General features: G+C 60.3%; 15 protein-coding genes. 6 read left to right on the plus strand and 9 right to left on the minus strand.

The window, feature by feature from the left end:
• Positions 1–11: 11 nt before the first annotated feature.
• Positions 12–1,169 carry an efflux RND transporter periplasmic adaptor subunit gene (locus tag LOY28_RS13835; protein ID WP_018929112.1) on the minus strand — a complete coding sequence of 386 codons (1,158 nt, stop codon included), beginning with the start codon at positions 1,167–1,169 and terminating at the stop codon, positions 12–14.
• A gap of 222 nt (positions 1,170–1,391) precedes the next feature.
• On the opposite strand from LOY28_RS13835, the gene LOY28_RS13840 reads away from it, so the two are divergent.
• On the plus strand, positions 1,392–2,093 hold the full coding sequence (locus LOY28_RS13840) for a response regulator transcription factor (protein WP_018929113.1): 702 nt from the start codon (positions 1,392–1,394) through the stop codon (positions 2,091–2,093).
• Between the two features lie 3 nt (positions 2,094–2,096).
• Entirely contained in the window at positions 2,097–3,398 is a 1,302-nt protein-coding gene (locus tag LOY28_RS13845) for an ATP-binding protein (protein ID WP_258614293.1), read from the plus strand.
• Between the two features lie 182 nt (positions 3,399–3,580).
• Here the strand turns inward: LOY28_RS13845 and pncA are convergent, their stop codons facing one another.
• The gene (gene pncA, locus LOY28_RS13850; protein WP_028940638.1) at positions 3,581–4,210 is read right to left on the minus strand and encodes a bifunctional nicotinamidase/pyrazinamidase; all 630 of its coding nucleotides are present in this window, start codon (positions 4,208–4,210) and stop codon (positions 3,581–3,583) included.
• Between the two features lie 298 nt (positions 4,211–4,508).
• On the opposite strand from pncA, the gene LOY28_RS13855 reads away from it, so the two are divergent.
• The 3 genes from LOY28_RS13855 to nudC all read left to right on the plus strand — a co-directional run bounded on the left by LOY28_RS13855 (position 4,509) and on the right by nudC (position 7,148).
• The gene (locus tag LOY28_RS13855; RefSeq protein WP_018929116.1) at positions 4,509–5,282 is read left to right on the plus strand and encodes a class I SAM-dependent methyltransferase; all 774 of its coding nucleotides are present in this window, start codon (positions 4,509–4,511) and stop codon (positions 5,280–5,282) included.
• A 216-nt stretch (positions 5,283–5,498) separates the two neighbouring features.
• Entirely contained in the window at positions 5,499–6,311 is an 813-nt protein-coding gene (locus LOY28_RS13860; protein ID WP_018929117.1) for a crotonase/enoyl-CoA hydratase family protein, read from the plus strand.
• A gap of 6 nt (positions 6,312–6,317) precedes the next feature.
• Positions 6,318–7,148, plus strand: coding sequence for an NAD(+) diphosphatase (gene nudC, locus LOY28_RS13865; RefSeq protein ID WP_018929118.1), 831 nt, complete (start codon positions 6,318–6,320; stop codon positions 7,146–7,148).
• Here nudC and LOY28_RS13870 read toward each other — a convergent pair.
• The 3 genes from LOY28_RS13870 to LOY28_RS13880 all read right to left on the minus strand — a co-directional run bounded on the left by LOY28_RS13870 (position 7,116) and on the right by LOY28_RS13880 (position 9,125).
• Positions 7,116–7,895, minus strand: coding sequence for a TSUP family transporter (locus tag LOY28_RS13870; protein WP_018929119.1), 780 nt, complete (start codon positions 7,893–7,895; stop codon positions 7,116–7,118). The two genes, nudC and LOY28_RS13870, sit on opposite strands and share 33 nt — an antisense overlap.
• Before the next feature lie 133 nt (positions 7,896–8,028).
• Complete coding sequence (locus LOY28_RS13875; protein WP_018929120.1) at positions 8,029–8,505, minus strand: nuclear transport factor 2 family protein; 477 nt, start codon at positions 8,503–8,505, stop codon at positions 8,029–8,031.
• Between the two features lie 56 nt (positions 8,506–8,561).
• Positions 8,562–9,125: a TetR/AcrR family transcriptional regulator gene (locus LOY28_RS13880; protein WP_086944324.1), complete on the minus strand. Its 564-nt coding sequence runs from the start codon at positions 9,123–9,125 to the stop codon at positions 8,562–8,564.
• Between the two features lie 228 nt (positions 9,126–9,353).
• On the opposite strand from LOY28_RS13880, the gene pssA reads away from it, so the two are divergent.
• Positions 9,354–10,697, plus strand: a complete 1,344-nt coding sequence (pssA, locus tag LOY28_RS13885) for a CDP-diacylglycerol--serine O-phosphatidyltransferase (protein ID WP_258614298.1) — start codon at positions 9,354–9,356, stop codon at positions 10,695–10,697.
• An 89-nt stretch (positions 10,698–10,786) separates the two neighbouring features.
• Here the strand turns inward: pssA and efeO (LOY28_RS13890) are convergent, their stop codons facing one another.
• Genes efeO (LOY28_RS13890) through efeU form a run of 4 tightly spaced genes read right to left on the minus strand, consistent with a single transcriptional unit; the run spans position 10,787 to position 15,002 of the window.
• Positions 10,787–11,611 (minus strand): iron uptake system protein EfeO, encoded by an 825-nt coding sequence (gene efeO, locus LOY28_RS13890; RefSeq protein ID WP_111453294.1) that lies wholly within the window; start codon positions 11,609–11,611, stop codon positions 10,787–10,789.
• 26 nt (positions 11,612–11,637) lie between these two features.
• A complete protein-coding gene (gene efeB / locus LOY28_RS13895) occupies positions 11,638–12,936 on the minus strand; it encodes an iron uptake transporter deferrochelatase/peroxidase subunit (RefSeq protein ID WP_258614299.1) in 1,299 nt (432 codons plus the stop codon).
• 18 nt (positions 12,937–12,954) lie between these two features.
• Positions 12,955–14,154 carry an iron uptake system protein EfeO gene (efeO, locus tag LOY28_RS13900; RefSeq protein ID WP_026286644.1) on the minus strand — a complete coding sequence of 400 codons (1,200 nt, stop codon included), beginning with the start codon at positions 14,152–14,154 and terminating at the stop codon, positions 12,955–12,957.
• 8 nt (positions 14,155–14,162) lie between these two features.
• Complete coding sequence (gene efeU, locus LOY28_RS13905; protein ID WP_258614300.1) at positions 14,163–15,002, minus strand: iron uptake transporter permease EfeU; 840 nt, start codon at positions 15,000–15,002, stop codon at positions 14,163–14,165.
• Between the last annotated feature and the right edge of the window lie 271 nt (positions 15,003–15,273).

The following is a 15,273-nucleotide window of genomic DNA, read 5'->3' on the forward strand; positions in this document are numbered from 1 at the left end:
AAGCGTCCTGCTTACTGACCAGAAACCTGGGCAAGTGGAAGAGGGGTGTTGTCGATCTGGACTTTCTCACCGGGGCGCGCGTGTTGCAGGCCTTCAGTGACGATGCGGTCACCGGGCTTGAGGCCGCGGGTGACGATCCAGCGATCGTTCTGCACCGGGCCCAGCTCTACCGGTTGCTGGCCGACCCGCTGTTCGGCGTCGAGCAATAGCACTTGGGCGACACCGGCGCTGTCACGCTGAATGGCCCGTTGCGGCACGCTGATGCCTTGCTGATTGAACGCTTGCTCCAGACGTACGCGAACGAAGCTGCCCGGCAGCAAGTCGAGGTCCGGGTTGGGGAACTCGCTGCGCAGAATGATCTGACCGGTGCCCGGGTCGACGGTGATGTCGGTGAACAACAACTTGCCGGGCAATGGATAAAGGCTGCCGTCGTCCTGGATCAGTGTGGCTTTGGCCTGGCCTTGGCCCACTTCCTTCAGTTGGCCGGAACGGAAGGCCCGGCGCAGGTCGTTGAGTTCACGGGTCGATTGGGTCAGGTCGGCGTGGATCGGGTTCAACTGCTGAATCAGCGCCAGCGGCGTGGTTTCGTTCTGCCCCACCAGCGCGCCTTCAGTCACCAGCGCGCGGCCGATGCGCCCGGAAATCGGCGCGGTGACGGTGGCATAACCGAGGTTCAGTTTCGCCCGCTCTACCGCGGCTTTGTTGGCGGCGACATCGGCGGCGGTCTGCCGGGCATTGGCTCGGGCATTGTCGTAATCCTGAGCGCTGATGGCGTTGCCTTCGATCAACTGGGCGTAACGCTGCTCCTGCAATCTGGCCTGGAACGCGTTGGCTTCGGCCTTGCGCAGCGCGGCTTCGGCGCTGTCCAGGTCGGCCTTGAAGGGGGCCGGGTCGATACGGAACAGAACGTCGCCTTTATTCACGTCGCTGCCTTCGCGGAAGACCCGCTGCAACACCACTCCTGCAACCCGGGCACGCACTTCGGCAATCCGTGGTGCGGCAATCCGCCCGCTCAAGTCGCTGCTGATTGACAGAGGACGAGCTTCGACGGTTTCGATGCGTACCGTGGCCAGCGGTGCCGATTCTTCGGCGGTCGAAGACTGGTCACAAGCGCTCAACGTCAACGCCAGGGCAATCAGGCTGAGCGTGGCAAGCAGATTCTTTGACATGGAAATACCCCAATAATGACTACCCGCATCCTACGGGGAGTCGATGAGGGTAGCGGTGAAGCTTTGTTGGTGCTGTGTGAAATTGTGTAAGGGTTTTGCTCGCGTGTGCGTGAGGGCGTATATCCTTCGCAGCTTGAAACTTTTTGCGACGGTTATGCCGCCATCGTGGGCAAGCCTGCGATGAGGCCCCGCCAGTCGCCACAGCACTTTCTGGAAACACCCATGCCCAACATCCTCCTGGTCGAAGACGACACCGCACTCTCGGAACTGATTGCCAGCTACCTGGAACGCAACGGCTATTCCGTCAGCGTGATCAGCCGCGGCGATCATGTACGCGAACGCGCGCGGGTCAGTCCGCCGGACCTGGTGATTCTCGATCTGATGCTGCCGGGGCTCGACGGCTTGCAGGTCTGCCGTTTGCTGCGGGCCGATTCGGCGACGTTGCCGATCCTGATGCTCACCGCCCGTGACGACAGCCACGATCAGGTGCTGGGCCTGGAAATGGGCGCAGACGACTACGTCACCAAACCTTGCGAGCCCCGTGTGTTACTGGCTCGCGTACGCACGCTGTTGCGTCGCAGCAGCCTCAGCGAACCGCAGACCGCTAATGACCGCATTCTCATGGGCAACCTGTGCATCGACCTGTCCGAGCGCACTGTGACCTGGCGTGGGCAACTGGTCGAGCTGTCCAGCGGCGAATACAACTTGCTGGTGGTGCTGGCCCGGCATGCCGGCGAGGTGCTGAGCCGTGACCAGATTCTGCAACGCCTGCGCGGTATCGAATTCAACGGTACCGACCGCTCGGTGGATGTGGCCATCTCCAAACTGCGGCGCAAGTTCGACGACCACGCCGGCGAGGCGCGCAAGATCAAGACCGTGTGGGGCAAGGGCTACCTGTTCAGCCGCTCCGAGTGGGAATGCTGAACCATGTTCAGAATCCTGTTTCGTCTGTACCTGGTGACCATCGTTTCGTTCAGCGCGGCGATCTATCTGGTGCCGGACCTGGTGATCAAGGTCTTCCATGAGCGTTTTGTGACCTACAACCTCGATTACTCCCGAGGTTTGCAAACGCTGATCGTCAAACAGTTTCGTACGGTGCCTGTCGAGCAGTGGCCGGCGCTGGCGGCGGAGATGGACAAGGAGTTCCAGCCGCTGCACATCATTTTGACCCGCAACGACGATACCGAATTTACCCTGGATGAGCGCGAACGCTTGCAGCGCGGGGAGAACGTGGTACGCATCGGCGACTGGGGCTGGCGCACCCTGGCGGTGACACCGTTGAACGAGCAGATGGTGGTGGAGATGGTCGTGCCACCGGATCCCACGGATGTCAGTTGGTTGTACTGGAGCATCAACGTGCTGATCGGTGCGACGATGCTGGCCTGCCTGTTGTTGTGGCTGCGCCCGCACTGGCGCGACCTGGAACGTCTCAAAAGCACCGCCGAACGCTTCGGCAAGGGCCATTTGAGCGAGCGCACGCAGATTTCCCCCAGCTCCAACATCGGCAGCCTGGCCAACGTGTTCGACACCATGGCCGGCGACATCGAAAACCTGCTCAACCAGCAGCGCGACTTGCTCAACGCCGTGTCCCACGAATTGCGCACGCCGTTGACGCGGCTGGATTTCGGCCTGGCCCTGGCGCTGTCCGACGACTTGCCGGCCACCAGCCGGGAACGCCTGCAAGGCCTGGTCGCGCACATTCGCGAACTGGATGAGCTGGTGCTGGAGCTGCTGTCCTACAGCCGATTGCAAAACCCGGCTCGGCTGCCGGAACAGGTCGAGGTGTCGCTGGATGAATTCATCGACAGTATTTTGGGCAGCGTCGATGAAGAGCTTGAGTCACCGGAAATCGTCATTGATGTGCTGCTGCACGGTCAGCTCGAACGCTTCTCGCTGGATCCGAGATTGACCGCCCGGGCGATCCAGAACCTGCTGCGCAACGCCATGCGCTATTGCGAGAAACGGATTCAGATTGGTGTGCAGGTGTGCGCCAAAGGCTGTGAGATCTGGGTGGATGACGATGGCATTGGCATTCCCGATGAAGAGCGGGAGCGGATCTTTGAGCCGTTCTATCGGCTGGATCGCAGTCGGGATCGCGCCACAGGCGGGTTTGGCCTGGGGCTGGCAATCAGCCGCCGAGCACTGGAAGCGCAGGGTGGCACGCTGACCGCGCAGGCATCACCATTGGGCGGCGCACGGTTCCGTTTGTGGCTGCCCACCTCGGCCTGACGCATTCGTTGTAGCAGCTGCCGAGCCCGCGAGGCTGCGTTCGAGTGCGCAGCACTCGTAAAACCAGGCAACCGGTTCTTCCAGGAAAACCGCATTCGCAGGACCTGCGAGGACTGCATCCTCGGACGCAGCCTCACGGGCTCGGCAGCTGCTACGAGCCAGGTGAGGGAACGATCTGCAGTTCAGTCGAGCAGTTCGGCTGACTCAATCAACCCGACCCCCGCCACCTGCATCCGCTCAATCGCCGCCGCCAGCGACCCTTCCAGATCAATCGCGCGGCAAGCATCCATCACCACAAACGCATTGAACCCCGCCGCCCGCGCATCCAGCGCAGAAAACATCACGCAGAAATCCAGTGCCAGCCCAACCATGTAAACCGTGTCGATGCCGCGTTCTTTCAGGTACCCGGCCAAACCGGTGGTCGTGGTTCGATCCGCCTCCAGAAACGCCGAATAACTGTCGATGTCCGGGTTGCAGCCCTTGCGGATGATCAATTGGGCGTGGGGCAGGTCCAGCTCCGGGTGGAACTCGGCGCCGGGCGTGGCGCGAACACAATGCTCCGGCCACAGGGTCTGTTCACCGTAAGGCAACTGAATCACGTCGTAAGGCTTGTGCCCAGGGTGGCTGGAAGCGAACGAGGCGTGGCCGGGCGGGTGCCAGTCCTGGGCAATGATGACCTGTTTGAACTGGCGACCCAGACAATTAATCAGGGGCACAATCAGGTCACCCTCCGGCACCGGCAATTGACCGCCGGGAATGAAGTCGTTTTGTACGTCGATGACCAGTAAGGCAGCGCGTGAAGAAATTGGCATGGGGTAGGTTCCTCCTTGGAAAGTCGGGTGCAAGCATAGTGACAAGTTCGCTGGAGTGCTAAGCCGGCTTCTCAATAACTTCGCCGGGCCCTCCAGTGCTGCCGCCGGGTTATGCCCGATCAGCATCAAGGCGTGTTCCATGCTCGCCCAATAGACAACGGTCATGGACCTCATGGGCGATGGACGGTGAACACCGCAGTGTGAACAATTATTCATTTTTTTCTGACAATCATTGCAAGGAAAGCGCAAATCGAGGCGCTATCCTCGACAGCGTTCGTTGTCCATTTGGAGAACTGCCATGAAAGATCAGGTCCATCCCTCTGCGGCCGCAGGGTATAAAACCGGTGCCGACACCTATGTCCGTGGTCGTCCGGATTATCCACCCCAAGTGGCTGACTGGCTTACGGTTACCCTTGAGTTGAACGCCGATAGAACCGTGCTCGACCTAGGCGCCGGCACCGGCAAGTTCACCGGGCCGTTGGTGGCGACCGGGGCGCAGGTGATTGCGGTGGAACCTGTGCCGCAGATGCTGGAGAAACTGTGCGAAGCCTTTCCTGAGGTACTGGCAGCGAGCGGCACCGCCACCGACCTCCCGCTGCCGGATGCGTCGGTGGACGTGGTGGTCTGTGCTCAGGCCTTTCACTGGTTTGCCAGCACCGAGGCGTTGACCGAGATTGCCCGGGTGCTCAAGCCCGGCGGCAAGCTGGGGCTGGTGTGGAACCTGCGCGACGCCAAGGTCAGCTGGATGCCAAAACTGGATGCGATTGTCAACGCGCTGGAAGGCGACACACCGCGTTATTACACCGGCGCGTGGCGCGAAGCCTTTCCACATCAGGCATTCGGGCCGTTGCAGGTGCAGTATTTCAGTCATGGTCATACGGGGTCGCTGGAGGATGTAATTTTCAATCGGGTGCGCTCCATCAGTTATATCGCTGCGTTGCCGGTGGCGGAGCGGGCGAAGGTTGATGCACAACTGCGGGCATTGATTGCCGGGGAACCGGCGCTGAGGGGGCGGGATGTGGTGACCGTGCCTTATGAAACCGTAGCGTTTGTGGCGGTGAAGGGCCGTTAGATCGGCGGTGCGGCCTTCGCGAGTAAGCCCACACACAGGGAATTTGTGAGCGCCAAAGACCCCCTGTGGGAGCAGGCTTGCTCGCGAAAGGGCCGGTCCAGACGCTAAAAAAACCTGAAGCCAGTCCCGCATTTGGCCGAACCGCTGCCTTACTGCCGGCACGGATGCCTTGTTATAGTTCGGGCTTCATTTTCTGCCCGGTAAAGGATCACTGCCATGTCTCAATACACCGCCTTCAGCGTCGAACTGGCCGATAACATCGCCCATGTGCAGATCAACCGTCCGGACAAGATCAACTCGATGAACGCCGCGTTCTGGAGCGAGATCATCGAGATTTTCCAGTGGATCGACGATACCGATGAAGTCCGGGTGGTGGTGCTCAGTGGCGCCGGCAAGCATTTTTCTTCCGGTATCGACCTAATGATGCTCGCCGGTGTGGCCAATGAACTGGGCAAGGACGTCGGCCGCAATGCGCGCCTGCTGCGGCGCAAGATCCTGGCATTGCAAGCGTCGTTCAACGCCGTCGACAACTGCCGCAAACCGGTGCTGGCGGCGGTCCAGGGTTATTGCCTGGGCGGCGCCATCGACCTGATTTCCGCCTGCGACATGCGTTACGCGGCTGAGGACGCGCAATTTTCCATCAAGGAAATCGATATCGGCATGGCGGCCGATGTTGGCACTTTGCAACGCTTGCCGCGGATCATCGGTGACGGCATGCTGCGTGAACTGGCTTACACTGGTCGCACCTTTGGCGCCGAAGAAGCGCGTAACATTGGCCTGGTCAATCGCGTCTACAGCGACACCGCCAGCCTGCTTGAAGGCGTGATGGGGATTGCCCGCGAAATCGCCGGCAAGTCGCCGATTGCCATCACCGGTACCAAAGAGATGATCAGCTACATGCGCGACCATCGCATCGACGACGGCCTTGAATACGTCGCCACGTGGAACGCCGCCATGCTGCAGTCCACCGATCTGCGCGTGGCCATGGCCGCCCATATGAGCAAACAGAAACCCGAATTTCTGGATTGATTAACCATGACTTCACGCTGGACCACTGCAGTACTGGACACCGATCAACCCGGCGGCTGGGCCGTGGCGCGCAGCCCCGAAGGCTTTTTGTTCGATGACAATGGCGCCCTGTTTCCACGGGAATGGCTCAAGCGTCAGGACTTGTCGGTTCTTGCCGAGCACGGCATCGGTCACCTGGATGGCGAACCGGTGTACCTGCTGGAACTGCGCAGTCACAGCGACGTGCCGGGTTGTAACTGGAAAGGCCTGCGGGCGTTCATGCTCGAGGGCGATCACACCGTCTACAAGGTTCTGGGCTATGCCGCGCAAATCGGTACCTGGGCCCGTGAGCACCGTTTTTGCGGCAACTGCGGGCAGGCGATGATCCAGGTGCCGCGCGAGCGGGCAATGTACTGCGAGCCATGCGATTTACGCAGCTACCCACGTATTTCGCCGAGCATGATTGTGCTGGTGACCCGTGGCGACGAGGTTCTGCTGGCCCGTTCGCCGCGTTTTGTCACCGGGGTCTACAGCACGTTGGCGGGGTTTGCCGAGCCGGGTGAGTCGGCCGAAGATTGCCTGATTCGCGAGGTTCGCGAAGAGGTGCAAATCGAGGTCAAGAACATCCAGTACATGGGCAGTCAGTGCTGGCCGTTCCCGCATTCGATGATGCTCGGTTTTCATGCCGAGTACGCCGGTGGCGAGATTGTCTGTCAGGAAGATGAGATCGAAGACGCCCAGTGGTTCAACGTGCACGAGCTGCCGCCGTTGCCGGCGTCACGCTCGATTGCCCGCTACCTGATCGACGTCTACGTGGCGCGGCGCTTAGGCCACGCTGAACCAGTGCTGCCAGGCTAGGCGCACGGTCAGGCCGAGCACCACCGTAATGAACACCGGACGAATGAATTTCGCACCGCCGCTGATGGCGGTGCGCGCGCCGAAGAAGGCGCCGACCATCACCGACAGGCCCATGCTCAGGCCGATAATCCAGTCCACTTGCCCGGAAAAGATGAACACCGACAGCGCCGCAATGTTGCTGACGAAGTTCATGCTGCGCGCCACGCCGCTGGCCTTGACCAGGTCGATGGGGTAGAGCAGCAGGCTGCTGACGGTCCAGAACGCCCCCGTTCCCGGGCCGGCCACGCCGTCATAGAAACCGAGGCTGAAGCCTTGACTCGATTGCCACTTTTTCTTGATCGGTGCATCGCTGTCCAGCGGCGCTTTCGGTGTGCCGCCGAACAACAGGTACAGGCCGCAGGCGAACACAATTACCGGCAGCATCTTGTTCAGCCATTCCGCCGGCAAATAATGAGCGACGATGGCGCCGCTGAGCGCACCAACCAACGTGCCGACGATGGCGTGCATCCACTGCCGTGGATGGAACAGCTTGCGGCGGTAGAAGGTGAAGCTGGCGGTGGCCGAGCCAAAGGTCGAACTGAGTTTGTTGGTGCCCAGTACCAGATGCGGCGGCAGGCCGGCGGTCAGCAGTGCCGGGGTGGTCAACAGACCGCCACCACCGGCGATGGCGTCGATGAAACCGGCAATGAAAGCGACGAGAGCCAGAACGGCCAGGGTAGTGGGGTCAACGCTGAGTTCGAAAGGCATGGAATGGGGCTTATTCGGCAGGGCGCAGAAGAGGGCTGCGGGGAAAGGCCGGTATCTTACCCATAAAGTTATCCGGGTACAGCCGATCGTTCCCAAGCGGGAGCGCGGGAACGATCGGTCAGGGGGATTGTGTCTACAGGCCTAGATCGGAGAGACCTGGGTGATCATCCGGCCGGCGACCCAGTGGCCAGTGGAATTTGCGCTCGCTTTCCTTGATCGGCAGGTCGTTGATGCAGGCGTAGCGGTTGAACATCAGGCCGTTCTCGTCGAACTCCCAGTTCTCGTTGCCGTAGGAACGGAACCAGTTGCCTGAATCGTCGTGCCATTCGTAGGCGTAACGCACGGCGATGCGGTTGTCGCCATGGGCCCAGAGCTCCTTGATCAGTCGGTAGTCCAGTTCCTTGGCCCATTTGCGGGTCAGGAAAGCTTTGGCTTCTTCGCGGTTGTGGGCGAACTCGGCGCGGTTACGCCACTGGGTGTCCAGGGTGTAGGCAAGAGACACCCGTTCCGGGTCACGGGAGTTCCAGCCATCTTCGGCCAGGCGAACTTTTTCGATGGCCGATTCACGGGTAAACGGCGGCAATGGCGGACGAACTTCGGCAGTAGACATATTAAGTCTCCCTATCAAATTAACGTTCAAGCAAGTTGTCGGGCTTATTTAAAGTGTTACAGGTCCAATAACTTTCGCGCCATGCATTGCGCATTATCGGCGGCACTGTGATCACCCATCACAAGCGCTACGGTAATGGCACCGTCGATCAGGATCAGCAGCTGTCTGGCCAGCGTCTCCGGGTCTGTTGCGCCATATTCGGTACAGAGCTCGCGCACGTAGTCGAGCAGTTTCTGTTTGTGGTCTTTGGCGACCAGGCGAACCGGGTCTTGCGGGTCGCCGGTTTCGCCGCTGGTATTGATGAATGCGCAGCCGCGGAAGCCTTCGGAGACGAACCAGGCCTTGAGCACGGTAAACAGGTTGAGCAGCCGCTCGGCCGGGGTTTGGGCCGTGCCGACTTCGCTCCGGTACCAGTGCATCCAGCGCTCATCGCGGCGTTGCAGGGCCGCGACGACAAGCTCCTCCTTGTTGGCGAAGTAGCGGTAAATACTTTTTCTGGAGACGCCGGCGGTTTTCACCAGAAGATCCATGCCGGTGGCAGCGATGCCACTTTTGTAGATCAACTTTTCGGTGACATCCAGAATGATGTCGCGTGTGTCGTTGCTAATGATTTCGTTCATGTGGCTAACAGTAGAATGATCGTTCTTCATGGTCAAGTAGTTATTTGTAGTGCCTATGAAATTGCCTTCGCGGGCAAGCCTCGCTCCTACAGGATTTGTGTTCCAAACGACGAAAAACCGTAGGAGCGAGGCTTGCCCGCGAAGAGGTCTTTACAGACAGTAACAAGACCCAAACCCATCCATGGTGTAAGCTCTCAGGCTCTTCGGATTCGACCCTTTGCGAGCCCTATGCCGTTGCTTTTCAAACGTTCTCTGCTGCCTAAATTGCGCAGTTTTCCGCTGACCGCCGATGCCGTCACCATCCTCTCTGGCGCTGCCGAGTTCCGTCGTTGCCTGCTGGAAAAAATCGCTCAGGCGACCCGGCGTATCTATATCGTTGCGCTGTACCTGCAACAGGATGAGGCCGGCCAGGAAATCCTCGATGCGCTGCACGCGGCCAAACTGGCACGTCCGGAACTGGACGTGGTGGTGGTCGTGGACTGGCTGCGCGCCCAGCGCGGCTTGATCGGTGCCGGCAAGCAACCGGGCAACTCAGCCTGGTATCAGGAAACCACCCGTACCCACGAAAGCGAAGTGCCGGTGTACGGCGTGCCGGTGCAGACCCGCGAACTGTTCGGCGTACTGCATTTGAAAGGCTTCGTGATCGACGATTGCGTGATCTACAGCGGCGCGAGCCTGAACAACGTTTACCTGCACAAATTCGACAAGTACCGCTTCGACCGTTATCACCTGCTGCAGAATCAGACGCTGGCCGATTCGATGCATCACTTGATCCAGCACGGTTTGATCACCTCCAAAGCGGTGCATCGCCTAGACCTGCCGAACCTGCCGACCACCCGCAGTCTGCGTCACGACATCGGCGACCTGCGCAGCCGTCTCAAGCACGCGGCGTACGACACCACGGCGGGCAGCACGGCAAAGGGCGGTTTATCGGTCAGTCCGTTGCTCGGTGTGGGCAAGAACAACCCGTTGAGTCGAGTCATCTGCGAGCTGATCGCCAGTGCGCAGCATCAGCTGACCATCTGCACGCCGTACTTCAACCTGCCGCTGGCGGTGACCCGGGAAATCAATCGGGCCCTGGCTCGCGGCGTGAAGATCGACATCATCGTCGGCGACAAGACCGCCAACGATTTCTACATCCCGCCCAGCGAGCCGTTCAAGGTGATCGCGGCGCTGCCATACCTCTACGAAATCAGCCTGCGACGTTTCGCCAAGCGTCATCAGCGCAACATCGACAGCGGCAAGCTGAACCTGCATCTGTGGAAGGATGGTGACAACACCTATCATCTCAAGGGCATGTGGATCGATCAGCGCTACACCTTGCTGACCGGCAACAACCTCAATCCACGGGCGTTCCGTCTCGACCTGGAAAATGCGTTGCTGATTGATGATCCGAAAGGCGAGTTGCTGGAGCCGCGTGGCAAGGAACTGGCGGAGATTTTCCAGCACACCCGCCGTATTGAGCGTTACCTGGATCTGCAAACGCTACCGGATTACCCGGCGGGAGTGGCCAAGTTTCTCAAGCGTGTGAGTCGGGTGCGGATCGAGCGGTTGTTGTATCGGATTTTGTAGGGTTCAAAAGCAAAGATTGCAGCCTTCGGCAGCTCCGCGCCTGTGGGCGCCGCCGAAGGCTGCGATCTTTTCACAGACAACGCCGATATTCAGTTCAACCCCAACTTCCCCCGCAACATCGACAAGTCCTCAGCCAAGGTATTCACCGGCCCGACCAGCGCTTTGCGGTCGCTGTCCTTCACCTTGTCATACGTTTCAAAACCACCCCCTGTAGTTTTGTACTTGGCTAACGTCTTGTTCACCGTAGCGAAGTTCTTGTCGACTTTGGCCATGAATGCCGCGTCTTGCTTCTCGATCTGCGGACGGAACAGGTCGACGATTTTCTTCGCGCCGTCGATGTTGCCCTGGAAATCATAGAGGTCGGTGTGGCTGTAGCGATCTTCCTCGCCGGATATCTTGGTGGCGGCCACTTCTTCAAGCAGCGCAGCGGCGCCGCCGACGACTTTTTCCGGTGGGAAGGTCAGGCCGGCGACGCGGGTTTGCAGGTCTTTCACGTCTTTGTTCAAGCCGTCAGCCAGCTTGTCCAGACCCTGGGTGCTGCTCTCTGAAAACAATGAATATTCGATGCGATGGAAACCGGTGAAGTCTTCGGCCTTCACGCCTTTTTCGTGGTCGTCGACCCGCGAGTCGATGGACGCATCGAGGTCACTGAACAACTCGGCAATCGGTTCGATCGACTCGTAATAGACGCGGGTCGGTGCGTAGAGCTTTTTCGCGGTGGCCAGGTCGCCTTTTTTCACTGCATCGGTGAATTGCTGAGTGTGGCTGGCGAGTTCATCCAGTTGTTCGGTGACGTAGATCTTGTAGTCAGAGATCGGCCCCACCAACTCCAGTGGCGCCGTCGCCGCGAAAGCCGAAAACGGGGTGTTGAGCAAACCAAGGGTCAGCAGTAACGCGAGGGGCGACTTTTTCATGGGACGGTTCCGTGGAGTGGTAAGGGTCAGACTGAGGCTTTGGGTTGTGTAGCGTTGAGCAGCGAGCGGCCGATGAAGTCCTTGTCGCCGGTCACACCCGGCAGGGTGAAGAAGTACCCGCCGCCAACCGGTTTCAGGTATTCCTCCAACGGCTCGCCATTGAGTCGGGTCTGCACGGTGATGAAGCCTTTTTGCAAATCCGCCTGGTAACAGATGAACAGCAAACCCATGTCCAGCTGACCGTTCTTGTTCACGCCGTTGGAGTAGTTGAACGGCCGGCGCAGGATCAGATTGGCCTGGGTTGCGGCGGTGCGCGGGTTGGCCAGGCGGATGTGGGCGTCGAGTTTGGTCAGCTTGCCTTTCGGGTCTTTGGCGTAATCCGGGACTTGGGTTTCATGCGCACCATCCATCGGTGCACCGGTGCTCTTGACCCGGCCGATAATGCTTTGCTGTTCTTGCAGCGGCGTGCGGTCCCAGCGCTCGACGAAGTTGCGGATGATCCGCACCGCCTGGTAGCTGCCGTTGACCGCCCAGGCCGGTTCGTCGCTGCCGGGCTGGACCCAGACGATGCTGTCCATGGCCTTGGCGTCGTTGGAGTCGGGGTTGGCCGATCCGTCGCGAAAACCCAGAAAGTTGCGTGCGCTTTGCGCCGGCACACCGGGTTTCGTCGGGGCTTGCGGAGGCACGCTGCCTTCCTGTTTCCAGCGCACCAGCAACAGGTCCGGCAGGTTTTTCACGATGTCGCGCAGGGCGTGGATGTTGGTGTCGGCGGTGTTGGAGCAGAACTGCAGGCTAAGGTCGCCGTGGCAGCAGTCGGCCTCCAGTGCGTCGTTGGGGAAACCGACCATGCGGACCAGCCGCTTGGGCTTGGCGCTGGCCAGACCGAAGCGCTCGTCGAACAGCGACTCGCCCACCGATACGGTGATGGTCAGGTTGTCCGGTGTGACCACCGGGCCAAGAATCCCCGAGTCCAGCGGCGGCAGTTTGGGGTCGACCTGGGCCACCGGACCGCCCTGCATCAGGAACGCGATACGCTCGTTGAGCGTGCGAAACAGCCGCTCCAGATCTGCGCGGTCGCTGGCCAATACGTCGAACGACACCAGCATGCCGGATGTTGGGCGCGGGGTGACGATGCCGGTCTGGTGCGGGCCGTGGAAGGCGTGGCGGTCCTCGGTCTTGTCGCTGCTCGGTGCTTCGGTGACTTGCGCCGGGGTCGCAGCCATGACCGGGCAACTCAGGGCCGAACCGGCTATCGCCACACCGGCGGCTCCCATACCCATCAATACACGACGGCGTTGTGCTGAAAACTGTTCTGAGTCGTTCATCTGTCTGAGGTCTTCTGCTTACAGGCCGGAAAGGCCAAGGGCGGGATCGATTCCATCGAGTGCATCGGCCAGAACCTTGGCCTTGTCGGCGATACGTTTGCGCTGTTCGGCGCTGACAGTGTCGTAGCTGGCGTAGCCATCCTTGACCTTGAAACCGTTGAGTTCGGCGTCGAAGGCCGTGACCGCGCTGTCGATTTTCGCCAGTAGTTCAGCGGCAGGTTTGCTCAGCAATGGCCGCAACAGGTCGACGACTTTGCGGGTCGCGTCGAGGTTGGCGGCGAAACCGTTCAGGTCGGAGTGGCTGTAGCGTTCTTCTTCGCCGCTGCTGGCGCGTACCTCGGCGAGGCTGTTGAGGTTGCGCACCAGCATGCTCACCAGTTGTTCCGGTGGCAGCGACTGAGCCAGCAGTTGCTGTTTGAGATTGGCGACATCCATGCTCAGGCGTTGTGCAACAGGCGTCAGACCGTCGAGGTTGCGTTGTTGGAACAGCGCGTATTCGAGGCGGTGGAAGCCGACGAAGCCCGGATCCTGCTCGCGCTTATCGAAGTAATCGGCGCGGGCGTTGATCGCGTTGTCCAGCTCCGCGAGGCGCTGGGCTGCTGGAGCCAACCGTTGATAGGCCGCACGAGCCGGCACATACAAGGCTTGTGCCTGGCTCAGGTCGCCGGCCTCGATCGCTTGCTCAAGCGCGGCGACGGCTTTGATCAATGCGGTGCTCTGGCTGCTCAGGTACACGCGAAATTCCGACAGCGGGCCAATGAACGCCACCATCGACGGACGCGCCTTGGCCGCCGCATCGGATGCGGCGGTCGGACTGACATGTAAGGTGCCGCGCGGGTTGCTCAGCAAGCCGCAGGTGATGGCGTAGTCGCCGGGCAACAGGTTGGCGTTGATCACCTGGCTCAGGCCAGGGGCGATGTTCTCGCGCTCTTCGACCACCAGCACGCCGTCAAGAATTTCCCATTCGACGGCACGGTCCGAGCGGTTGACGATACGGAAACTGGTGCGACCGGCCGGAACCGTCAGCGCATTCGGTTCGCAGCTGTGCGGGTGAAGGGTAACCAGCACTTGGTCGTGGTTGCTCTGGCGCTTGGCGGCGGCCATTTTCGAGGCGTAGTAGAACAGGCCGCCGGCGGCGATCATCACGATCACCGAGCCGGCTACCGCCCAGCGCAAGGCGCGCGGAGGTGAAGCCACTGGAGGAACTGGCGTTGACATGAAGGCCCTTATTGGCTGGAAACGGAAGAGGGTGTTTGCGCGGGCGTGGCCGCCGGGAGAAAAAACATCACCAGCGCCACCAACAGATAAAGCAGATACGCCCCGAGGGTGCTGACGGTCGGCGCGTCCTGGTAGCCGAACATGCCGGCCAGCACCGAGCCCAGCGGGCCGTCCATCGGCAGCGTGGCACTGAAATCGAAGAGCACGGTTTGCAGGTGATTCCACACGCCGGCTTCATGCAGGGCTTGCACCGAGTTGGAGAGAATCCCGGCGGCTACCACCAGAATGAACAGACCGGTCCAGCGCAAGAACGCCGAGAGATTCAGGCGCAGGCTGCCGGTGTAGATCAGGAAGCCGACGATGATCGCCAGGGCCAGGCCGAGCAGGGCGCCGAGCGGTGCGGCCGGGCCTTCGCTTTGCTGGAACACGGCGAGCAGGAAGAACACTGTTTCCAGGCCTTCCCGGGCGACGGCGAAAAACACCATGGCGATCAGCGCGGTCACTTGATGCCTGGAGCCGGTCAGCGCCTGATCGAGGGAAACGTGCAGCGAATGCTTGATCGAACTCGCCATCTTGCGCATCCAGAACACCATGGAGCTGAGAATGCCGACGGCCAGCAAACCGACCACACCTTCAAACAGCTCTTGCTGCTTTTGCGGGAATTCAGCACTGATCAGTTCCAGGCCACCGCCGACCAGCAGGGCCAGCGCGGCGGCGAGGAATACACCGACCCACACTGCCGGCATCCATTGGCCGCGACCGGTCTGCTTGAGGTAACTGGCGATAATGCCAACGATCAACGCGGCTTCGATGCCTTCGCGCAGCATGATCAGAAAAGGAACGAGCATTCAGCACCGGGGAGTAATTAGATAGGGTGCTAATTTGTAACATGATGAAACTCATTCTCATATGGTAGTTATTGCTAATTGCCTGAACCTAAGCTGAACAACCCTGAAGATCCCACCATCCCGTAGGAGCGAGGCTTGCCCGCGAATCAGGCAACTCGGTCTGTCGGTGAAACCGCGTCATCGTTCTTCGCGGGCAAGCCTCGCTCCTACGGAATCGGTTTGGTGTGCGCTAATATGCCCATCACTCAAACACGAACAAGGCTCACCCCGG

The sequence above is a fragment of the Pseudomonas sp. B21-017 genome (assembly GCF_024749245.1).
Classification (GTDB): domain Bacteria; phylum Pseudomonadota; class Gammaproteobacteria; order Pseudomonadales; family Pseudomonadaceae; genus Aquipseudomonas.